We start from the raw sequence: 19,971 nt of genomic DNA, 5'->3' as shown, positions 1-19,971 counted from the left end.
ACGCCAGATCCTACGAGCCTAAAGTGAAGTCGTCCACCCACTTCATGAGAAAAACACCATGACGTTGCAGATCGGTTTTCTGTTGTTTCCACAGGTTCAACAACTGGACCTCACCGGCCCTTACGACGTGCTGGCCTCGTTGCCGGACGTGAAGGTGCATTTGATCTGGAAGGACCTGGTGCCGGTCACCTCAAGCACCGGGCTGGTGCTGAAGCCGACCACCACCTTCGACGATTGCCCGGCACTGGACGTGATCTGCATTCCCGGTGGCAGCGGTGTCGGGCCGTTGATGGAGGATGAAGAAACATTAGCTTTCATCAAGGCTCAGGCTGCCGACGCGCGTTATGTCACGTCGGTGTGCACCGGGGCGCTGGTGCTCGGCGCGGCCGGTCTGCTGAAGGGCAAACGCGCGACCACTCACTGGGCTTATCACGAATTGCTGGCACCGTTGGGGGCGATCCCGGTGAAGGATCGGGTGGTGCGCGATGGCAATCTGCTGACCGGTGGCGGGATTACTGCGGGGATCGATTTTGCCCTGACCTTGGCCGCTGAGTTATTCGATAAGGACACGGCTAAGCTGGTGCAGTTGCAGCTGGAATACGCCCCGGCGCCGCCGTTCGAGGCAGGCAGCCCTGAAACAGCACCGCAGAACGTATTGGCAGAAGCTCATCGGCGTGCGGCGCCATCGCTGCAACAACGCACGCAGATCACTGAACGGGCGGCGGCCAGGCAGTAGGTGCACTTTTCGACAGGCGAAAAAAAACCCGCCTAAGCGGGTTTTTCAAGACCATTTTCGAGATCCTGTCGACAGCCGTCCTGGCCAATGGCCGATCATCCTTGACCCTGAGCACTCCCTGCGCTTCAGTTGATGGATCCAGAATAAGCGAATCGGTGAAGCATCAAAAGACGACATACCCGTTAAGCGGTGTAAGCCTTTGACCATAAGAACCAAAAACGTACACGGACAGCGTAGGAGCGAGGCTTGCCCGCGAACCAGGCGCTGCGGTCTAAGAGGAAGACCGCGTCATCGTTCTTCGCGGGCAAGCCTCGCTCCTACAGCACTCGTAAACCCTGCGAACTCGGTGTACCTGAAAGGTCGCAGGGTCTGATCCTGCGACTGCTTCGTCCGAACGCGGCCCGAGCCTTCGGCAGCTGATACATGGGATCGCAGTTTCAGCAGACGAAAAAAAACCCGCCGAAGCGGGTTTTCCCAAGACCATGTCGACTCCCTGTCGGCAGCGAATCCTTGCTAATGGTCGATCGTCCGTGATCCTGAAGCGCTTCCTGTGCTTCAGTTGATGAGGCTAGATTACGCTTCGGATCCAATGTGCAATAGACGACATAGTTACCATCGCGCGTAAGACATTCGCTATACCCGCCCTTCCGAAAACCCTTAGACGTGTCAGGCAACCAGCAGGGAAGCCGCGAGTTCAGCGGCCTGCAGCTGACCTCGTGCAGCTACGTCATCGTTATCCTCAAGAAACCATGCCGCCGACAAACCGGCAAACGCCAACACCCATTGCAGAAGCCGCCTACGTTCAAGCTCCGCGGCTTGCGCCACTACCTCGATTTGCCTGCGCAATCGCTGCGGATCAGTCGCCGTCGGCAATTCGGGATTGCAGATCAGGTTGGCGTAGTCGAATCCGCGCTCGCCGATCACCCGCTTGGGATCGATGGCCAGCCAGCCTCGCGAACCGAAATCCAGAACATTGTCGTGATGCATATCGCCGTGCAAAACCACCACATCCTGCGGCTCGGCGAGCAACGCTTCGGCGGTTTTCAGGCTGAGTAAATACGTGCCGCCTTGCTGTTCGGCCGTCAGGCGCAACGAAGCGAACCATGATGACAAAGGAACCAGCGGTGGTGGCAAAGAGGGACGCGGAGCGTGCAGCCGAGCCAGCGCCGCACACAGAATCCGGCTGGCTTCGTCATCCTGGCCGTTGAGCGCCATGTGCATCAGCGATCGCTCGCCCTCGGCACGTTCCAGCACTAACGCATCGCCATGATGAGCGTAAACCCGCGCAGCGCCCTCGCCGTCCCACCAGGTCATCAGCAGATTGCCGAACTTTTCCTCGGCATCGACGGCAATCTTCAACATGGCCGGCGAATCACCCATCCGTACCGGCAGCAAACGACTGCCGGGCGTAATGATGGGTTCACCGTCCGGCACCAGGGCCCAGCGCTTCAACCAAGGTTCAAACATCCAGCCTTTACTCTTCCTGGCGCTCGTGAGCCCTGGCGCTGGTTTTCAGAAACTCTTCGATATTGCTCATCTGCTCATCCCAGCCACGGCTGTCCATGCGGAACGCCTTGAGCCTGCGGGTTTGCGGGATGTGATCGAAACCGGACTCAGTGACCTTCAACAAGGTGCCTTCATCCATGTCTTCGAGCTCGAATTTAACCAGAGTGGTGGGTTCCTGGGAGTAATCGATTTCGGGCTCAATCGCATACGGGTGCCAGCGAAACGAAAATACCCGCTCTGGCTCGACCCGCTCCACCAGCACGTTCCACAGCAAGTGCTCATAACCCGGGTAGGTAATCTGCCCTTGCGTCCATTCACCGGCGACAAAGCGCTTACCCTCCAGCGCCACGCCAAACCACTGCCCGAAGGCTTCGGCATTGGCCAGCACGCGCCAAACGTGCGAGCGCGGTGATTTGAGCAGGATTTTCCTTTCGATGCGATCTGATGCTGGATTCATAAGTCACCTCCTGTACTGAACAGTAGGCCTGTAAGACCACAAGACCAACCCTAAAGTTGTATCAATGGGGCGTTGTAATCAAGCATGTCTGAAATATTCGGCTGCATTTGCAGTGGTAAGTTCTGGTTCGCAGACGAATGCCTGGTAAAAAGGGGCGGACCGTCGACACAGACAAGCCCTGTGGCTAAAGAGGTTGCGCCTGACTTCGTAATTGATTGACCACCCTCTTCGATACACTGCATCTCAACTTTTACCCATCACAGCGAGAATCACTATGCACCCACACTTCCTTCTGGCGCTGACGCCTTTGCTGTTCACCACCGTTGTTCACGCGGACGACTGCGACAACGCCACTGACCAGGCCACGATGAACCAGTGTGCGGCGCAGCAGCACAAGGCTGCGGATAAGGAATTGAATGCGCTTTACCAGCAGATCACCAACCGTTTGAAGAGCAATCCGGACAGTAAAAAGTTGCTGTTGGGGGCGCAGCGTTCGTGGATTGCGTTTCGGGATGCCGAGTGCAAGTTTTCGGCGTCTGCGGTGGAAGGCGGGAGTGTGTATCCGCTGATCTACAGCAACTGCGTGACTGAATTGACCAAGGCGCGGGTGGAGACATTCAAGAATTATTTGAAGTGTCAGGAAGGGGATATGGGTTGCCCGGTGCCTAGGGTTTGATGATTCGGTGCCTGTGAGGGCCTCTTCGCGGGCAAGCCTCGCTCCTACAGGTTCGGAGTGATCGCACCATTGGGTACGACTTCGACCTGTAGGAGCGAGCGGGCGGCGATCCGACTTGCCCGCGAAGGCGTCAGGTCAGACGCCACCCTTTACCGGACAAATATCTGCGCAGTCGTGATCGCCATATCCCCACCCGGCAATTTGATGTTGCCGATCTGCTTCATGCTTTCGGGATCAAAGATCGCCACATCATTAAACGTCCCCGCCAGATAGATCTTGCTGCCGTCCTTGTTGAAGGAAATGCAGTAGTAGGAATGATCCAGCGTCGCCGCATGCAGCATTTTCTTCTCCTTGATGTCGTACTTGGCCAAGCGGTTCAGCACGCCAAACATCAGGTTCGGATCCTTGGGCGAGCGCATGCCGCTGAAGTAGATTTCCGTCAGCGGGCCGAAGTCGGTGGTTTCGGTCTTGCCGGTTTTCAGGTCGATGCTGAACAGCCCGTAGAGGTATTCAGCGGTGACAGGGTCCTGTTTCTTGTCCTTGAATTTCGCCGTGGTGTAGAGCAGCGAGAAATCATGGCGATAGGTCTGCTGGTTCCACACGTAAAGCACGTCCGGCGCACTGTAGTTCGCCCGTTTCCAGTGACGACTGGGGATCAGTACATCGAACTTGCCGGTCTTCACGTCGACCTTGTATACATCCGCCCCCGCCACGTACAACGTACCGTCGTCACCGCTTTGCATGATCGTCAGCTGCCGTGGCGCCGGGAAACTGCGCACGGGTTTGGCGTCCAGGCCGGCGTCGGTGGCGTACACATCGAGCCGGGGTTGCTGCACTTCGTAACGGTCGTTGAGCATCAATGTCGGGTTGGCGATGGCGAACAGTTCCTTGCCATCGTGGCTGAGGGTGAAGGCGAACATCGACTTCGCTTTTTCCCCCGGTTTCTGGGTGATGCTGGCGTGGAATACCTGTTTGCAGCTGTCGAGTTCGACGCCATAGACATCGGCGTAGTGGTTGTTCAGTACGTAAGCAGTCTTGCGATCCGGCGACAGCTGCACGGTACCGGGGCCGAAGGCGTCCGGCATCTTGCAGGTCTTGAGCACCGTGTCGGTGGCCAGGTCGATGACGTGCAGGTTGTTCGGGTAATTGGTGGTCACCATGTACTCGTGACCCTCTTGCAATGCAGTGTTTTCATCGGCCAGAACAGTGAGCGAACAGACGCTCAGGACGGCAAACGCGGCCAGGCCGCAGGCTTTGATGCTGTGCATGCTGGAATCCTTCTGAAATCCGATCACTTGTCTTTTGGAAAGACAGTCCCGAGGTTGCGCCAGTTGTCGTTGGACGCCTGGGCATCCTTGTTCCAGTCCGGGTAGGTGCTCATCATGTCGGGCACCTGGGCCGGCCACCAGCACGGATCGGAGCAGCCATAAAGGTCGGCTTCCATCGGCTGGCACAGCGACGACACACCACCAAACGCATCAATTTCCCAACCCGGGTCGGTGGTCGAGGCGCAGCCCGCGACAGAGCTCATCGCCACCACTTCTTCGATACGGTTTTCGGCCGCGGCCTCATCGAGTTTCAACGCTTTGTTATTGATTGCCTTCAGATGTTTCATATCAGTGAGCCTTGCGCGGAGTGATGTAGCTGCTGATAAACGCAGGGTTGTGGGCCATGATCCGGGTGTAGACCTCGATGCCGAAGTCGACCCAGTCACGCATCAGTTCGCAGTAGTGATAGGTCGGGTGAGTAGGGTCGCCGTAACGGGCGTAGCTCTCGTGGTAGCAGCCGCCGGAGCAGAGATTGCGGATCTGGCAGTCTTCGCAACCGGTGTTGGTGCGGTCCAGGCGCTGGGACAGGAAGTCGTTCAACTCGACCTGTTTCACACCGCTGTGCACGTTGCCGAAGGTCGGCAGACTCGAACCGGTAAAGCGATGGCACAGGTTCAGTTCGCCCTTGTGATCCACCGCCAGCATCTTCAGGCCCGCGCCGCATGGCAGGGCTTTTTTGTGGCCTTCGTGAATATCGGTGATCAACTGGTGCAGGTTGGAGAAACCGATATTTCGGTGTTCCAGCGCCGCCTCCAGATAACGCCGACCGAGCTTCTTCATGTTGGCGAAGACTTCGATCAGCTCGTCGCTCGACAGGTTGAAAGTGCTGATGTCGCCAGAGGTCACCGGGGCAAAACCGACTTCGGCAAAACCCAGTTCGTTGAACAAGTGATCCCAGATGGTTTCGACATCGGTGACGCCGGTGGTCAGCGTGACCCGAGCGCCCACCGGACGGCTGTTGTAGCGCGACAGCAACATCTCGGCCTTGCGCCGCACCACGTCATACGTGCCCTGCCCGCCCACGGTGATGCGGTTGCGGTCGTGCACGGTTTTCGGCCCGTCGATACTCACCGAGAGCCCGAAACGGTGGGCATTCAAATAGTCCACGGTCTCTTCGGTGAGCAGCGTGGCGTTGGTGGTCATGACGAACTCGACGAACTTGCCGGCCTCGCGAAAACGCTTCTCGCAATAGTCGACCATGTACTCGATCAGCTTGCGATTACTCAGCGGCTCGCCACCGAAAAACACCACGGTGAAACGCTCTTCGTCGGGCGATTCGCGCAGCAGCATTTCCACCGACGCGACCGCCGTTTCGACGTCCATTTTCTTGCCGGCCGACGGCTTGTCGAGGTCTTCCTTGTAGCAGTAGGTGCAGCTCAGATTGCAGCCGGTGTTGACGTTGAGCACCACGGTGTTGATCGCAGTGCGCTCGACCCGTTTGGTGCCGATGTCTGGGGTCAGCGGCGAGCCGTCGCTGACCAGTTCCAGGGACATCAGCTCCCGCAGGGTCTCAGTGATTTCCTCGCCGTTGAACCGCGAAGCCAACCGCTGGATCAGGTCGTCCGACGAACAGCCGGGACCGCGCAACGTATCGATGATGGTGCCCGTCAGCTCATCGCTGGCGAACAGCGAACTGCTGGGAATGTGAAACAGCATGCGGTCGGCATCGACGTGCACTTCGTGCAGGTTCCGCTCGACCAGATTCAAAATAGCGCCCATTGCAACCTCCTGTGCAAAACCCTTTTGACGGGGTCTGCGGTCATTCCAAAAAGTGTCTGAAACCGTTAAGTCAGCCAGCTCACGTTTTCAAGCTCATGGAATGGGTGGATTGTTCCAGCGTTGCACGGTGACGATCATGTGGCCTTCGCCGGTCAGGGATTTCCCTGCGTCGTCGACCGCGGCGATCACCTTCAGGTTACCGGCATTGTTGGTGGACATCTTGCGTTGCGGGTTCGGCCCGGCATCGCCCGGTGTGAACACGCCGCTGTCGGCCTGCATGGTGCCGGCGAACTTGACGTCTTCGTCTTCCTTGGCGCGATCGTCGAAGGCTTCGACCGACCACTGCGCCGGGAACACGCCGATGCGATACGGCTTGCCATCAGCGCCCTTGCCCCAGGCTTCAGCGTCGAAACGGCCCTGGACTTTCGGCGTCGAACCACCGCCGTCACCGACGCGGGCCACCGAGAACTCGGGCACCACTTTGACCTCGGCGATTTTGCTGTAGACCGAAAGGGTCGGGCCTTTCAGCGTGCCGACAGTGACATTGCGAAGGCCCGGTTGGGCGTTAGCAGCGGCCTTGAGTTTGACGCGCAGACGCTCAGGACTTTGCTCCAGCACTTCGACCACTTCCACGCCTTTGCCGAAATTCGGTTTGCCGGTGAGACCGCTGCCGATCAGGGTGATTTCAGTCTCGACGCCAGCCTTCAGGTAACCCGGTTGAACCGCCAGCAAACGACTGCTGCCCTGTTTGGCGGCGACGAAGTCCAGCCCGCGCTCGTCATGCTCGGCCTCGAACATCCGGCCCCGCATCGCGTTGCCTTGAGCGGCGAACACCTGGCGCATGGTCACGCCGTCGATGATCACGTTGCCGCGCCATTCGTAGCCGGTGTAGAGAATCGCGCTGCCATCGCCGTTGAACGGGCTGCCGTCGGCGTATTGGCCTTTGACGCTGACCTTGAAAGTGTCGCTGCCATCGGCCGTGACGCTCATCACCCCGGCCAGTTCGCCTTTACCCGGCAAGTGGCCGCTGAAGCTCCAGTCGCCCACCAGCGCCTCGGCTTTCGGTGCTGTGCTCAGCCATTTTTTCCAGGCCGGGTTGTCCAGCGGATAACGCTTGGCCAACAGCGGCACCGTGTCTTTTCGAGCCAAGTCGAACCAGTCACGGTCGCGAGACAGGGCCTGGTATTCCAGGGACGGCCATTGGCCGAGGTGGAAGTTCACCAGACGTTCCCATTCCTGCGCCGGACGCCGTTGCAGGGCGACCCGCGCACCGGAGTGGCAGCGGCCGCACATCTGGCTGGTCTGGTCGTCGAACTTCTCGACGGTATTAAGTCGACGCTCCAGCGCATAACGCACGCCATCGGTCTCGCTCGGCGCCAGGCCCTGGGTATCGGCCAGGTATTTGACCAGGGTGCGGCGGTCGTCATCGCTGATCTGCAAACCGTGCATGGTCTGCATCCGGGCGATGCTCATCAGCCAGCCTTCCGGGGTTTTGCGCTGGTGGCTGATGCGGCTCAAGGCATTGTCGGCTTCGGGGGTGTGACAGCCCTGGCAGGTTTCCTTGAGGATGGTCTGGGCGGCGCGGGCTGCCAGGCTGTCAGGCGAATGCAGCGCCACACACGCGGCCACGGCCAGCAGGCTGGCGCTCAGGCCTGATCGGAGTCTTCTCTTCATCAACGTCGAACCTCGCACGGTGCTTTCTTATTTTTGTGGCTTATCGTTTTTATGGTTTCTGCCGTCGGCGGCGCACCGCTGACGGAGGCAAGAGAAACGTCTGCGATGAGCAATACACGGAGCGTGCCAGCTTGCGTATAGCCTTTCTTATCAAGCAGTTACGCAAAGACAAAGCCTTTGAATCGCGTCTGGGCGAGTTCACCTGCGTCTAATATCGCGACAGGTGTTGCAACCTGAGACAAGCATAGATGCCCCGCCCGGGACAGTTCATCGCCCCACGATTGACGGCCGTTGCAGGCGGGTGCGAAATGGTTGTTCACCGATTGCTAGTCAGGAGCTGACAAAATGGCAAGCATCACTGTCCTGGCGGGGGACTTTCTGCAGGGTGATGGAGAGTACCGAGACGGCGTTTTTACCCTTAGAACGTCGCTTCACCCGTGGCCCGGCATCACCCTCCCGCTCTCATCGTTCAAGTGCGTGGAAGTCGCCAACGAGGAATCGATCAACCACATCAAGGACGCCATCGGCTTCGGCGTGGCGGGCGCGATGCTGTTGGGCCCTATCGGCGCGATTGCCGGGTTCATGATGGCCGGCAAGGAAACCGAAGTGACCTTTCTGGCGACGCTCAAAGATGACAAAAAGCTGTTGGCTGCCGTAGATGGCGCCACGTTCGAAGAGATTTTGCGGAAAATACCCGCGTGAAACGTCGGCGGCTCGCCGCACCACCTCTGTGGTGCGGCGTGTCGCCACTTCAGCTAAAGGACGTCGGCTGAATGCCTTTGTGCGCTTCGATTTCCAGCCGCATGTCCGCCACCAGCGAGGCGATCGCATGGGGGCTGTCCAGTTCCCATAGCGGAACATGAGTCGCCACCAGTTCCACTTTGCCAGTCATGCAATCACAGACCCGGATCGTCATGGACTGGTCTGCCTCCATGCTGCATGTGCAGACGGCGGGCAGCATGCTGTGTTCAATGATGTTTTGAATTTCCAGGGTTGAAAGGAACATCGTTACCTCCCTCACGCCAGATGTGTGGCCGGGTAATTGCTCCTTCATATCACCCACCGAGCCTGAAAATTCTAGTCCTGAACACTGAGTGCCTCAAGGCCGCAAGCGGGTCGCTCGTCGTCTCATGCTTGTCGCAATTTGCAACAGCCGCACAACGTCCACGATGCCCTTAAGCGTCCAAAAACCCCGCCGGCCAAGGGTGTTCCTGCCTTTGCAGGGACTTGGCACAGCCATTGCGAGCCGTTAAGAAAGCCACGTTTTCACGAACAACAAGAGGTCTCGCCAAATGCCCCTCCCTTACTTGCTACCCGCCACTTCCGCCTTCATTCAGCGCGCCCCGCGCATGCTCATCGGCGGTGCCTGGGTCGAGGCCGCCGATGGCCAGACCATGCCCCTGCACAACCCGGCCACCGGTGAAGTGCTGTGCGTCGTTCCGATGGCCACGCCCGAGGATGTCGACCGCGCCGTGCTCGCCGCTCGTCAGGCCTTCGATGATTCGGCCTGGACCCGCACTCGCCCACGGGAGCGGCAGAACCTGTTGTGGAAACTCGCCGATCTGATGGAACGCGACGCCGAACTGCTGGCGCAACTGGAATGCCTGAACAACGGCAAAAGCGCGGCGGTGGCCCAGGTGATGGACGTGCAGCTGTCCATCGATTTTCTGCGCTACATGGCGGGCTGGGCGACCAAGATCGAGGGTTCCAGCGTTGAAGTGTCGTTGCCGCTGATGCCCAACGATCAGTTCCACAGCTTCATCCGCCGCGAAGCGGTTGGCGTAGTGGGTGCCATCGTCGCCTGGAACTTCCCGCTGCTGCTGGCCTGCTGGAAACTCGGCCCGGCCTTGGCCACCGGTTGCACCGTGGTGCTCAAGCCCGCCGACGAAACCCCGCTGACTGCACTGAAACTCGCCAAACTGGTGCTGGAAGCCGGTTATCCCGAGGGCGTGTTCAACGTGGTCACCGGCACCGGCATCACCGCCGGCTCGGCGCTGACCCACAATCCGCTGGTGGACAAGCTGACCTTCACCGGTTCCACCGCCGTGGGTAAGCAGATCGGCAAGATCGCCATGGAGTCCATGACCCGGGTCACCCTGGAACTGGGCGGTAAATCGCCGACCATCGTCATGGCCGATGCCGACATGAAAACCGCCGCGACCGGTGCCGCCAGCGCGATTTTCTTCAATCAGGGCCAAGTGTGCTGCGCAGGTTCCAGGCTGTATGTGCAGCGCAAGCATTTCGACAATGTGGTGGCGGACATCGCCGACATTGCCAACGCCATGAAGCTCGGTAACGGGCTGGACCCGAGTGTCGAGATGGGGCCGCTGATCTCGGCGCGGCAGCAGGAACGGGTGTATGGGTACATCGAAAAGGGTCGGGAAAGTGGCGCGACCATCGCCTGCGGCGGCGAGCAGTTCGGGCCGGGGTTCTTCGTCAAACCGACAGTGATTGTCGATGTCGATCAGAAGCACTCGCTGGTGCAGGAAGAGATCTTCGGCCCGGTGCTGGTGGCAATTCCATTTGATGATGAAGCCGATGCGTTGCGCATGGCCAATGACAGTCCTTATGGGCTGGGCGCGAGTATCTGGTCGAACGATCTGGCGGCGGTGCATCGGATGATTCCGCGGATCAAGTCAGGCTCGGTGTGGGTCAATTGCCACAGCGCCCTGGACCCGGCGCTGCCGTTTGGCGGGTACAAGATGTCCGGGGTTGGGCGTGAGATGGGGTATGCGGCGATTGAGCATTACACGGAGTTGAAGTCGGTGTTGATCAAGCTCTGATCTTCTGCGTTCTTCAGACCGCCTTCGCGGGCAAGCCTCGCTCCTACAAAGGGCTGCGTAACCCTGTAGGAGCGAGGCTTGCTCGCGAAGAGGCCAGACCAGTCACCAAACATTCAAGGTTTGAACCCCTGGGCCAACAACCAACCCCGAACCACCCGCCCCTGCTCCACCGTCAACCCACCCAACGCCTGCTCGGCCGACTCAGTCCGCAACCGCCGCACCAACGGCACCAGCTCAACCCCTTGCACATGCCAGATCCCCAACGGCTGGTCCGCCGTGATCACCACCTCGGCTTCATCCACAAAACCATCCTTCAGCACGGGCGCTCGCTCGATTCTCAACGAGGAAAAATCCGCCTCGGCATGGGCGACCTCAGCATCCGGCCAGCGCCGCCGCGCCTGCCAGAACGGCTGGTCGAGCCACCGCTGCTCATCGGCATAAAAATCCCGACCGATCCGCGCAAAGCGCAAAAACAGCTGCTCCACCCGCTGCTGATGAAAGCGCTGGGCCAGCGCCGCGCGTTCCGGTTTACACAACAACGTGTTGATCACCGTGGGCGCCTGTAACGCTGAAGACAAGGACTGAAAGATGCCATTGCCCGACAGCGGATCCACCGACATCGCGGCATCACCGACCCGAATCCAGTGATCGCCGCACACCTGCGGACACAGAATCGCCGTGCTGCTGCGCGCATGCAGCTGAAGATCGATCTCAGCCCCGGCACCGAAAAACTCACGCGCCAATGCCGAGCCCTGACGTCGCCCGCGACAGTAATCCAGCAACTTCGCCTTGCCCGGCAACTCGGCACTGGCCACGTCGACCGTCCATTGCCAATAACACTGACCGTCGGCTCGCCGCGCCATCCAGGCCCAGCCGTCCTCAAGGCTTTCCACCGCGCTGGCCGTGCTGCCCGGCGTGCCTTGCCAGCGATTGAGCAGGCTGACCGTCTCCGGCCCGCGCAGACCTTTGCCAAGCGCGGGTGCCTGACGTCCGCGGGCTTCCACCAGGAAATCCGCGTTCAGCGCCTCGCGCCCTTCAATCTCGACCCGGCACCCCGAAGCGGATGGCTGGACGCTCAGCACCCGACCTTCGATCAGCTCGACACCGGCCAGTCGCAGGTCCTCGCGCAAGCCTCGGTCGAAGCTCGGACGGTCCAAAAGAAATTCGATGTTTTGCGCATGTAGCTGACCGTTCCACGACACCTGACGCTGGGAAGGCAACGCCGCATCCGCCAGTGCCCGTTGCAGGCCCGCACCGCGCAAAGCCTCCAGCACCCGCACGGAAACGCCTTCCAGTGCCGCAAACCGGCGCCACTCGCTGACCAGGGTCACCGCATAGCCGAGCCGTCGCAAACCCAGGGCGACCGCCGCCCCGGCGGGACCGGCGCCAAGAATCAGAATCATCGGCCGAAACGCCGTTCAGGGCCGCGATAACGGGCGTGCTCGCGCAGCCATTCGATGACGTATTCGTTGCATGCGTCAGGATGTGCGACGAGGAAACTCGCAATGTGCCCGCTCAACGCCGCACACCCAAGGCTTGCACCAGACTGCCCCGGATAAGTCCCATGCACGCACGCCGCGAAATCGGCCTGGGCACTGTTGAGCCACGACCATTCATGCTCGGCGCAACGGGCATCGCCAGTGACTCGCAGCACCTGAGGATAATTCGCCGGAAACACGCCCTCGCCCTGCGCCGGGCTGGACGCACACAGCAAAATGCCCCGCGCCACCGCTGCCGCGCAGGCTTCGCGCAATAGGCTTCGATCCTGTCGTAATCCAAGGCTCAAATTGATCAACCGAACGTCCTGCGCCACCAGCCAGTCGATGGCGGTGGCGATCTGTAAGGCGCTGGTGACGCCGCGCTGATCAAACACCTGCCCCACGCAAAACACCGCCGCAGGCGCCCGTCGTCCGATGGCCTCGATCACCGCACTGCCATGACCGAGCGGGTCATCGCGCAAGTCGCTTTCGGCCAGGCCATCCTCCAGCAGCGAAAAGCGCCGCCCCGCGATCACCTGCACCCGTTGCGCCGCCGAATGTCCGCTGTCGACCACACCAATGCGCAACTCAGGCTTCATGCAGCACCGTTTTTGAAGTGAGCACGCCGTCGAGCAATTCAAAGCGCAGATCTGCATCGGCCAGCGTGGAAGGACGATGGCTGATCAGGATCCGCGTACGCCCGGCAAACAGTCGGTCGATGGCCTCAATCACTTCGCGCTCGGTGGCTTCATCCACCGCCGAAGTGGCTTCGTCCAGCACCAGAATCAGCGGGTCCTGCAACAACGCGCGGGCGATGGCGATGCGCTGTTTCTGCCCGCCGGAGAGTTGCTGGCCGCGCTCGCCCAACGGGCTGTCGAGACCTTCGGGCAACGACTCGATCAGGCTGTCGAGTTGCGCCAGCCGTGCGACTTCGGCAATCGCTTCGCGGCTGGCGTCCGGCACTGCGTACGCGAGGTTATCAGCGAGGCTGCCGCGAAACAGCACGATGTCCTGACTGACCACGGCTATCCGTCGACGCAGCTGGAACAGGTCCAGCTCCCGAAGGTCGACCTCACCCAGCAACACACGGCCGGACTGCGGATCATGATGCCGTTGCAGCAGGTCGATCAGGGTCGATTTACCGACCCCGGAGCCGCCGCTCAGAGCAACTTTCAAGCCATAGGGAATTCGCGCTTCGATGCCGCGCAAGGTCGTCGGGCGACCGGGATGGCTGAAGTGCACATCGTCGAAACGCAGTTCGCCGGACGTCGGCATCGGTTTGGGTGCAACCGGCGTGAGAACAGTCGGTTCTTCACCGCGCAACTCCATCACCCGTCCCAGGCTGACGGTCATTCGTTGAATCGCGACATAGAGCCCGAGCAAGCTCTGAACCGGCCCGACCGCCATCCCCAGGTAAGTGGAAAACGCGATCAGCGCGCCCAGTTGCCAGGTCCCCTGCACCACCCAATACCCGCCAATCAAAAACGCGCAGGCCCGGGACAACGACGTCAGCGTGCCGGGCACCGCCTGGGTGAAAAACTCGGTGACTTGCAGGCGCAGCAACTGGCTCATGTAGCCTTGACCGAGCGTCTCCAGCCGTCGCGATTCACGTTGTTGCTGGCCGGCAGACTGGATGAATTTCATCACCGGCAAGGTTTCGACCATGAACGAAGACATGTCCGCCGAACGCTCGCGCAACTGCCGCACATCGCGCTCGACCTTGCGCCGCATCCAGCGCAGCCACAACACATCGAGGGGAATCAGCACCAGCGCCAGCAACGAAAGTTTCCACGACAGGGTCAGCAGCATCGCCACCGCAACCACCAGGCCAATGATGCTTGATACCGCCGAGAACAGCGAATCCACAGCGAAGCGCTGGATCTCCGCGACGTCGCCATCGAGGCGCGACATCAAGTCACCGATGCGCCGCTGCCCGTAGAAACTCGGCGACAGGGTTTGCAAATGTCGATAAAGGTCGTCACGCAGCGAGAACAGAATCCGCCCGGACAATCGCGTGTGCAGGTAGCGATTGATCCCCGACAGCGCCGTGCCGAGCAGCCCAGCGAGAATCATCAACCCGGCAATCAACACCAGCATCGGAAAGTTTTTCGCCAGCAAGCCATCGTCGATCAGCAGCTTGGTCAGCCACGGTTGCACCAGCACCAGCGACGAGGCGCAGACCGACAGACCGAGCAGCCCGGCAATCGCCAATCGATGGGGCCGCACAAAGCTGTAAAGCCAACGCAACGCCGCTTGCAGGGCTTCAGGGTTCTGGCTGTCGATCAGCCGAACGATCAAGCGCTGCATCACGAGCGCAACTGTTTGAGCTTGCGATACAGGGTCGCGCGGCTGATGCCCAAGGCGTCGGCGGCGGCCGAGACGTTGCCCTGATGGCTGTCCAGGGACTGGCGAATCAGCTCCAGTTCGTTTTCGCGAATGCTGCCCGACGCCGGGCGTTCAGTGGCGGTCAGTTCGTCGAGCATGCTGTCGGGCAAGTGATCGAGGGTGAGCACCGTGTCCCCGGGTTCACGCATGGCCAACGCGGTGCGCAAGACCATTTCCAGTTGGCGGATGTTGCCCGGCCAATGGTAGCCGTCGAGCAAACGGCTCAGATCGTCGTGCAAGACGACGGTCGGTGCATCGAGCCTGGTCAGCAGTCGGCCGACCAGGCCACTGAAATCGTCACGCTCGCGCAGGGCCGGGAGCATCACGCTGATGCCGTTGACCCGGTAGAACAGGTCTTCACGGAAGTGCTTTTCTTCCACCAGGCGCTTGAGGTCCCGATGGGTGGCGCAGATCAGCGCGACGTCGATGTCTTGTTCCTCGCCGGCACCGAGCGGTGCCACTTTACGGTCCTGCAACACCCGCAGCAGACGGGCTTGCAAGGCCAGCGGCATGTCGCCGATTTCATCAAGGAACAACGTGCCGCCGTGGGCCTGTTGCAGTCGCCCGATCATGCCGCCACGACGTGAGCCGGTGAAGGCGCCTTCGCGGTAGCCGAACAGTTCCGACTCGATCAGGCCTTCGGGGATCGCCGCGCAGTTCACCGCGACGAAGGGTTTGTCGCAGCGGGTGCCGGCCATGTGCAGGGCACGGGCGATGACTTCTTTACCGGTGCCGGTTTCACCGAGCAGCAACACCGGCAATTCATTGGCCAGCCCTTGGCGGGCCATGCGCAAGGCCCGGGCATAACGAACGTTGCTGCCAGCCAGGGATTCGAGATCCGGTTGCGGTTTGGCGGTTTTTGCCGGGCTGCGCGGCGGCGTACTGACATTGATCGAACGTTGTGGCGCACGCAGGGTTTTGTAGAAGAATTCGCCTTTGGCGGTCTGCAAACTGCCAACCCCTCCCTGATGCAGACGCGACAGCAGTTGCAGGCCATCGACACCCAGAAACTCTTCGCAACGACGACCGACCAACACCGAGCGCTCGGCACGCAGCAACTGACAGGCCTGGGCGCTGACCGCGAGAATCTGTCCGCCGAGGCTCACTGCCAACAGGCCCTGCCAAGGGGATTCGAGGTATTGCCGACGGCTGTGGAAGGCGAGGACGATTTCGTCCGGATAACTGGCGTTGAACACGCGGCTTTCGATCTGACTGACGGCCATGGCCAGCAACGCGGTGCTGTCATGAACGCGGCCGAGCGGGCCTTCGCGGGTCAAGTCGAGGACGCCGAGGATGTCGCCTTGAGGGCAATGGATCGGCACCGACGTGCAGGAGAAATCGCTGAGACGGTCGAGGTAATGTTCGCCGCAATCGATCATCGTTGGCCGGGCTTCCACCAGCGCGGTGCCCAGTGCGTTGGTGCCACGTGCGGCTTCGCTCCAGCAGGCGCCGAGAGTGATGTCTTGCAGGCCGCTGCCCTTGAGGCGGTCAGCCCGACCTTCGACGGCAAGAATGGTGGCGTCGGAATTGGCCAGGATAATCAGGCCTTCCGTGCCTTGGCGTTCGGCCAGGTAATCGATCGCCGGCAATGCGGCATCGATCAGCAGGCGATTGCTCGCCAACAGCACGTCCAGACCCGCGCTCGATTCCAGCGTCAGTTCGTGCTTGGCATTGAAATGCACGCCATGGCTGAGACTGCGCCGCCACGACGCATCGATTTCTGCCCGCAGCACACCATCGGGGACTTCGCCCTCAAGGTGGAGCTTTTCCCGGGCCAGCCGGGCTTCGCGGTGCAGCTTGGGAGGAGTTGTTTTTATTAGCGTCATCAAGCGCTCCGGATCGGTCCGCTTTGCGCTTTTTTTAATTCAGCGCCCTGGCGCAATCTTTACGTTAACGTCAGGGCGATGGCAAGTGTCTTACGGCGTTTGTGCTTCATCTGGGGGACCGCGTTATCGTTCATCGCGAGCAGGCTCGCTCCCAGAGGTTCAACGTCGTGCACAACTTTGTGGTTCGATTCTTTGGTTGAGGGCGCGAGCCTGCTCGCGATTTACCCGACACCATCAATCCTTGAGTGCTTAGACGTGAGGGTCGCCCGGTGCTTTGCTCGGCGTGGCGTATTGCGGCTTGAGATGGCCGTCCTGATCGAGTAACCAGGCGTCCATGATCTGCCGCACGACCGGGCCGGCAACGCGACCACCGGCCTCACCGTTTTCGATCATCACCGAGATGACGATCTTCGGATGCTCGGCCGGGGCGAAACCGACGAACAAGGCATTGTCGCGGTTGCGCTCCAGGGTTTTCGCCCGATTGTAGCGTTCGCCCTGCTTGATCGCGACCACTTGCGCGGTACCACTCTTGCCGGCGATGCGGTACTGAGCGCCCTGCGCGGCCGCCCGGGCAATCCCGCGGGCGTCGTGCATCACCATTTGCATGCCATGGTTGACCTGCTCCCAGTCACGCGGGTCCTTGAGCAGGATGTTCGGCATGGGGTGTTCGTCCACGGGCGCTACGCCGTCCACAGTCTTGGCCAGGTGCGGTCGGTTCCACACACCTTTGTTGGCGATCAGCGCGGTAGCCTGGGCCAGCTGTAACGGCGTGACCTGCATGTAACCCTGGCCAATGCCGAGGATCACCGTCTCGCCCGGGAACCATGCCTGACGGCGCGTGGCACGCTTCCAGGCTTGGGATGGCATTAGCCCGGCAGACTCCTCGAACATGTCCAGCGAGACCTTCTCGCCGAGGCCGAACATCGCCATGTAGTCATGCAGGCGATCAATACCCAGCTTGTGCGCCAGGTCATAGAAGTAAGTGTCGTTGGAGCGCATGATCGCCGCGTCCATGTCTACCCAACCGTCGCCGCTGTGGTTCCAGTTACGGTATTTGTGATCGAAGTCCGGGAGTTGGTAGTAACCCGGGTCGAAGACGCGGGTCTGAGGGGTGACGACGCCAGCATCGAGGCCGGCAATGGCCACCTCGGGCTTGATGGTCGAACCCGGTGCGTAGAGGCCCCTCAGGACGCGGTTGAACAGCGGCCGATCGATGGAGTCGTGCAGCGCCGCGTATTCCTTGAAGCTGATGCCTGTGACAAACAGGTTCGGGTCGAAGCTGGGCTTGCTGACCATAGCCAGGACTTCGCCGGTCGAGGGGTCTAGAGCCACTACTGAACCACGACGATCGCCCAAGGCTTCCTCGGCCGCTTCCTGAAGTTTGACGTCCAGGCCCAGGACAATGTTTTTTCCGGGGACCGGATCGGTGTGCTTGAGCACTCGCAGTACGCGTCCCTGAGCATTGGTTTCGACTTCTTCGTAACCCACTTGACCGTGCAATTCGGACTCGTAGAATTTTTCGATGCCGGTCTTGCCGATGGATTGGGTGCCGCGGTACTCCACCGTATCGAGGACTTTGGATTCTTTTTCGTTGATACGACCGACGTACCCGATCGAGTGTGCGAAGTGTGCGCCCATTGGGTAATGGCGGACGAATTGGGGCTCGACATCGATCCCAGGTAGACGGAACTCGTTGACCGCGAGTACCGCGATTTGCTGCTCACTGAGCTCGTAGAACAGGGTGACCGGCACAAACGGGTGGCGCGTCTGCTTCATTGCCTTGTCGAACAGTGTCCGGTCCTCGGCGGGCAAGTGCAGGAGGTTGACCACCTCATCGAGTTCTTCTTTGACGTCAGAGGCGCGTTCACGGGTGATGGTCAGGTTGAAGCTGGGGCGGTTGTCTGCGAGGACGACACCGTTGCGGTCGTAGATCAGCCCTCTCGTGGGGGTGATAGGCAGGACATGTACGCGGTTGTTTTCGGAGATGGTCGAGTGATAGTCGAATTCGACCACTTGCAACACATACATGCGCACCATGAGTGCGCAGGAAATGGCGGCGACGAACAAGGCGCAGGCAGTCAGCCGCTTGTTGACCAGGCGCGTCTCTTTTTCGTGATCCTTGATGGGTATCGGTTCGGGCATTTCTGCAGCAGCTCTTTGACTAAAAAGGGGGTGCCGATCCGTAGGCTTGAAATCAGTCCGTAAAAAACGAGCTGCACCATACCAAAAACCGTGCGGTCACTTTACCGCGATTTTCTCGAACGGTTGTCCTTGAGGGCCAGAACGACAATCGGCTCTTTGTCTGAGTCGTGCGTTTTGCTCAAGATTGAGATTCCGATTCATGCATTTCTCTTGCAGATGGGCCTATAGATACTGGGTGCATGTCATTCCATTTTGTTGTTTTGGAGTCTTTTCATGCATCCACGATTTCAACGATTACTCGGCTCGAATGGGTTTTCCATCGGACTGGAACTGCTGCTGGATAACGACTGGTCCAGCGATGGACAGCGGCTACGGATTGAGGAGGAGCGGCCTTTCGGTGTCCACGATTTGAAGCAGCACGCGGCGATGGCACGATTGGCTGACAACGCCGGTTATCGAGCACTTTGGGTACGTGATGTACCGGTTTATGAACCCAACTTTGGCGATGCCGCCCAGGCCTTTGAAACCTTTTCCTACCTTGGGTATTTGGCCGGGATTACCGAGAACACCATGCTGGGTACGGCGGCGGTTGTGCTGCCGTTGCGTCAGCCTTGGCTAACGCTCAAGGCCGCCACCAGTGTCGATGAATTGAGTGACGGACGTCTGCTCCTTGGGGTCGCCAGTGGTGACCGTCCGATGGAGTATCCGCTGTTTGGGGTGGACTACGATCAGCGCGGGTAGATCTTTCGCGACACGGTTGAGCTATTGCGCATCCAAGGTGAAGGCCGCTTGCCCGAAGGTGCTCGTCTGTTGCCGGAGCGAGATGAGCCGGTGCCCTTGCTGGTTGCGGGTCTTGGTCAACAATCCCCGGCCTGGATTGGCCAACACATGGATGGCTGGCTCGCCGATCCGGGTACTCCGGATGAGCATCGGCACCGAGCGGGACTGTGGCAGGAAGTCGGAGGCGATAAACCCTACATCAGCTTCGTTCACCTGGATCTATCCGCCAACCCTCATGCACCGTTGCGACGTGTGTCGTGGTCAACTAATTCCGGACACCTCGATAGGTGATTTCGACGCCATCTCCCGTTCGTAAACGGTCGGTGGCAGATACCCGAGTTTCGAGTGCAGCCGCTCGTTGTTGTAAAACCCAACGATGTATTCAGTAATGTCACGTATCGCTTCGGCGTGGTTGGCGTAATCGCGCCGCCATACCCGCTCCATTTTCAAGCTCAGGAAGAAGCGCTCCATCACTGAGTTG

Annotated in this window: 19 protein-coding genes; 5 read left to right on the top strand and 14 right to left on the bottom strand. The window is 60.1% G+C overall.

All coding sequences use genetic code 11. The annotated features are described in order from the left end of the window. The first annotated feature begins 58 nt into the window (after window positions 1-58). Window positions 59-736: an isonitrile hydratase gene (gene inhA, locus EYC95_RS07730; protein ID WP_131059823.1), complete on the top strand. Its 678-nt coding sequence runs from the start codon at window positions 59-61 to the stop codon at window positions 734-736. A gap of 666 nt (window positions 737-1,402) precedes the next feature. Here the strand turns inward: inhA and EYC95_RS07725 are convergent. Continuing rightward, window positions 1,403-2,203, bottom strand: coding sequence for an aminoglycoside phosphotransferase family protein (locus EYC95_RS07725; protein WP_131059822.1), 801 nt, complete (start codon window positions 2,201-2,203; stop codon window positions 1,403-1,405). Between the two features lie 7 nt (window positions 2,204-2,210). Further along, window positions 2,211-2,699 (bottom strand): SRPBCC family protein, encoded by a 489-nt coding sequence (locus EYC95_RS07720; RefSeq protein WP_131059821.1) that lies wholly within the window; start codon window positions 2,697-2,699, stop codon window positions 2,211-2,213. Between the two features lie 274 nt (window positions 2,700-2,973). Between EYC95_RS07720 and EYC95_RS07715 the strand changes: the two genes are divergently transcribed. After that, window positions 2,974-3,375: a lysozyme inhibitor LprI family protein gene (locus tag EYC95_RS07715; RefSeq protein ID WP_131059820.1), complete on the top strand. Its 402-nt coding sequence runs from the start codon at window positions 2,974-2,976 to the stop codon at window positions 3,373-3,375. A 149-nt stretch (window positions 3,376-3,524) separates the two neighbouring features. Here EYC95_RS07715 and peaD read toward each other — a convergent pair whose 3' ends face one another. From peaD to peaA, 4 genes are all read right to left on the bottom strand, one after another. Next, window positions 3,525-4,643 carry a quinohemoprotein amine dehydrogenase subunit beta gene (gene peaD / locus EYC95_RS07710; RefSeq protein ID WP_131059819.1) on the bottom strand — a complete coding sequence of 373 codons (1,119 nt, stop codon included), beginning with the start codon at window positions 4,641-4,643 and terminating at the stop codon, window positions 3,525-3,527. A gap of 23 nt (window positions 4,644-4,666) precedes the next feature. After that, window positions 4,667-4,990 (bottom strand): quinohemoprotein amine dehydrogenase subunit gamma, encoded by a 324-nt coding sequence (gene qhpC, locus EYC95_RS07705; RefSeq protein WP_008027961.1) that lies wholly within the window; start codon window positions 4,988-4,990, stop codon window positions 4,667-4,669. A 1-nt stretch (window position 4,991) separates the two neighbouring features. Beyond that, window positions 4,992-6,422, bottom strand: a complete 1,431-nt coding sequence (gene peaB / locus EYC95_RS07700; protein ID WP_131059818.1) for a quinohemoprotein amine dehydrogenase maturation protein — start codon at window positions 6,420-6,422, stop codon at window positions 4,992-4,994. A gap of 93 nt (window positions 6,423-6,515) precedes the next feature. Next, entirely contained in the window at window positions 6,516-8,096 is a 1,581-nt protein-coding gene (peaA, locus tag EYC95_RS07695) for a quinohemoprotein amine dehydrogenase subunit alpha (RefSeq protein WP_131059817.1), read from the bottom strand. 345 nt (window positions 8,097-8,441) lie between these two features. Here peaA and EYC95_RS07690 point away from each other — a divergent pair, with 345 nt between their 5' ends. Then, window positions 8,442-8,798, top strand: coding sequence for a hypothetical protein (locus EYC95_RS07690; protein ID WP_131059816.1), 357 nt, complete (start codon window positions 8,442-8,444; stop codon window positions 8,796-8,798). Between the two features lie 49 nt (window positions 8,799-8,847). Here the strand turns inward: EYC95_RS07690 and EYC95_RS07685 are convergent, their stop codons facing one another. After that, window positions 8,848-9,102: a DUF1652 domain-containing protein gene (locus EYC95_RS07685; protein WP_131059815.1), complete on the bottom strand. Its 255-nt coding sequence runs from the start codon at window positions 9,100-9,102 to the stop codon at window positions 8,848-8,850. 286 nt (window positions 9,103-9,388) lie between these two features. Between EYC95_RS07685 and EYC95_RS07680 the strand changes: the two genes are divergently transcribed. Continuing rightward, window positions 9,389-10,879 carry an aldehyde dehydrogenase gene (locus EYC95_RS07680; RefSeq protein ID WP_131059814.1) on the top strand — a complete coding sequence of 497 codons (1,491 nt, stop codon included), beginning with the start codon at window positions 9,389-9,391 and terminating at the stop codon, window positions 10,877-10,879. Window positions 10,880-10,992: 113 nt separating this feature from the next. Here EYC95_RS07680 and EYC95_RS07675 read toward each other — a convergent pair whose 3' ends face one another. From EYC95_RS07675 to mrdA, 5 genes are all read right to left on the bottom strand, one after another. Next, the gene (locus tag EYC95_RS07675) at window positions 10,993-12,282 is read right to left on the bottom strand and encodes an FAD-dependent monooxygenase (protein ID WP_131059813.1); all 1,290 of its coding nucleotides are present in this window, start codon (window positions 12,280-12,282) and stop codon (window positions 10,993-10,995) included. Further along, window positions 12,279-12,956, bottom strand: coding sequence for a S8 family serine peptidase (locus EYC95_RS07670; protein WP_131059812.1), 678 nt, complete (start codon window positions 12,954-12,956; stop codon window positions 12,279-12,281). The genes EYC95_RS07675 and EYC95_RS07670 overlap by 4 nt, the downstream gene beginning before the upstream one ends. Beyond that, window positions 12,946-14,664 (bottom strand): ABC transporter ATP-binding protein, encoded by a 1,719-nt coding sequence (locus EYC95_RS07665; RefSeq protein WP_131059811.1) that lies wholly within the window; start codon window positions 14,662-14,664, stop codon window positions 12,946-12,948. The genes EYC95_RS07670 and EYC95_RS07665 overlap by 11 nt, the downstream gene beginning before the upstream one ends. After that, a complete protein-coding gene (locus EYC95_RS07660; protein ID WP_131059810.1) occupies window positions 14,664-16,568 on the bottom strand; it encodes a sigma-54-dependent Fis family transcriptional regulator in 1,905 nt (634 codons plus the stop codon). Before EYC95_RS07660 ends, EYC95_RS07665 begins: the two co-directional genes overlap by 1 nt. Before the next feature lie 249 nt (window positions 16,569-16,817). Further along, window positions 16,818-18,710 carry a penicillin-binding protein 2 gene (gene mrdA / locus EYC95_RS07655; RefSeq protein ID WP_131059809.1) on the bottom strand — a complete coding sequence of 631 codons (1,893 nt, stop codon included), beginning with the start codon at window positions 18,708-18,710 and terminating at the stop codon, window positions 16,818-16,820. Window positions 18,711-18,983: 273 nt separating this feature from the next. On the opposite strand from mrdA, the gene EYC95_RS30515 reads away from it, so the two are divergent. Next, a complete protein-coding gene (locus tag EYC95_RS30515) occupies window positions 18,984-19,451 on the top strand; it encodes an LLM class flavin-dependent oxidoreductase (protein ID WP_256656915.1) in 468 nt (155 codons plus the stop codon). A 21-nt stretch (window positions 19,452-19,472) separates the two neighbouring features. Here the strand turns inward: EYC95_RS30515 and EYC95_RS30510 are convergent, their stop codons facing one another. Together EYC95_RS30510 and EYC95_RS07645 are read right to left on the bottom strand one after the other, a co-directional pair. Then, window positions 19,473-19,703 (bottom strand): hypothetical protein, encoded by a 231-nt coding sequence (locus tag EYC95_RS30510; protein ID WP_256656914.1) that lies wholly within the window; start codon window positions 19,701-19,703, stop codon window positions 19,473-19,475. Between the two features lie 48 nt (window positions 19,704-19,751). Further along, a partial coding sequence (locus tag EYC95_RS07645) for an IS3 family transposase (RefSeq protein WP_165557438.1) occupies window positions 19,752-19,971 on the bottom strand: 220 nt, incomplete at its 5' end.

It is taken from the genome of Pseudomonas sp. BGI-2, from assembly GCF_004310295.1.
Lineage (GTDB): Bacteria > Pseudomonadota > Gammaproteobacteria > Pseudomonadales > Pseudomonadaceae > Aquipseudomonas.
The sequence above is the reverse complement of the archived record's forward strand: the minus strand, read 5'-3'. Positions and strand labels throughout refer to the sequence as shown.

Bases quoted from the DNA above. Each gene is read 5' to 3' on its own strand.
- EYC95_RS07665 (WP_131059811.1), bottom strand. From the start codon at position 14,664: ATGCAGCGCTTGATCGTTCGGCTGATCGACAGCCAGAACCCTGAAGCC.
- EYC95_RS07715 (WP_131059820.1), top strand. From the start codon at position 2,974: ATGCACCCACACTTCCTTCTGGCGCTGACGCCTTTGCTGTTCACCACC.
- EYC95_RS07660 (WP_131059810.1), bottom strand. From the start codon at position 16,568: ATGACGCTAATAAAAACAACTCCTCCCAAGCTGCACCGCGAAGCCCGG.
- EYC95_RS07725 (WP_131059822.1), bottom strand. From the start codon at position 2,203: ATGTTTGAACCTTGGTTGAAGCGCTGGGCCCTGGTGCCGGACGGTGAA.
- inhA (WP_131059823.1), top strand. From the start codon at position 59: ATGACGTTGCAGATCGGTTTTCTGTTGTTTCCACAGGTTCAACAACTG.
- EYC95_RS07675 (WP_131059813.1), bottom strand. From the start codon at position 12,282: ATGATTCTGATTCTTGGCGCCGGTCCCGCCGGGGCGGCGGTCGCCCTG.
- EYC95_RS30515 (WP_256656915.1), top strand. From the start codon at position 18,984: ATGCATCCACGATTTCAACGATTACTCGGCTCGAATGGGTTTTCCATC.
- EYC95_RS07685 (WP_131059815.1), bottom strand. From the start codon at position 9,102: ATGTTCCTTTCAACCCTGGAAATTCAAAACATCATTGAACACAGCATG.
- qhpC (WP_008027961.1), bottom strand. From the start codon at position 4,990: ATGAAACATCTGAAGGCAATCAATAACAAAGCGTTGAAACTCGATGAG.
- EYC95_RS07720 (WP_131059821.1), bottom strand. From the start codon at position 2,699: ATGAATCCAGCATCAGATCGCATCGAAAGGAAAATCCTGCTCAAATCA.
- mrdA (WP_131059809.1), bottom strand. From the start codon at position 18,710: ATGCCCGAACCGATACCCATCAAGGATCACGAAAAAGAGACGCGCCTG.
- EYC95_RS07690 (WP_131059816.1), top strand. From the start codon at position 8,442: ATGGCAAGCATCACTGTCCTGGCGGGGGACTTTCTGCAGGGTGATGGA.
- peaB (WP_131059818.1), bottom strand. From the start codon at position 6,422: ATGGGCGCTATTTTGAATCTGGTCGAGCGGAACCTGCACGAAGTGCAC.
- peaD (WP_131059819.1), bottom strand. From the start codon at position 4,643: ATGCACAGCATCAAAGCCTGCGGCCTGGCCGCGTTTGCCGTCCTGAGC.
- EYC95_RS07680 (WP_131059814.1), top strand. From the start codon at position 9,389: ATGCCCCTCCCTTACTTGCTACCCGCCACTTCCGCCTTCATTCAGCGC.
- EYC95_RS07670 (WP_131059812.1), bottom strand. From the start codon at position 12,956: ATGAAGCCTGAGTTGCGCATTGGTGTGGTCGACAGCGGACATTCGGCG.
- peaA (WP_131059817.1), bottom strand. From the start codon at position 8,096: ATGAAGAGAAGACTCCGATCAGGCCTGAGCGCCAGCCTGCTGGCCGTG.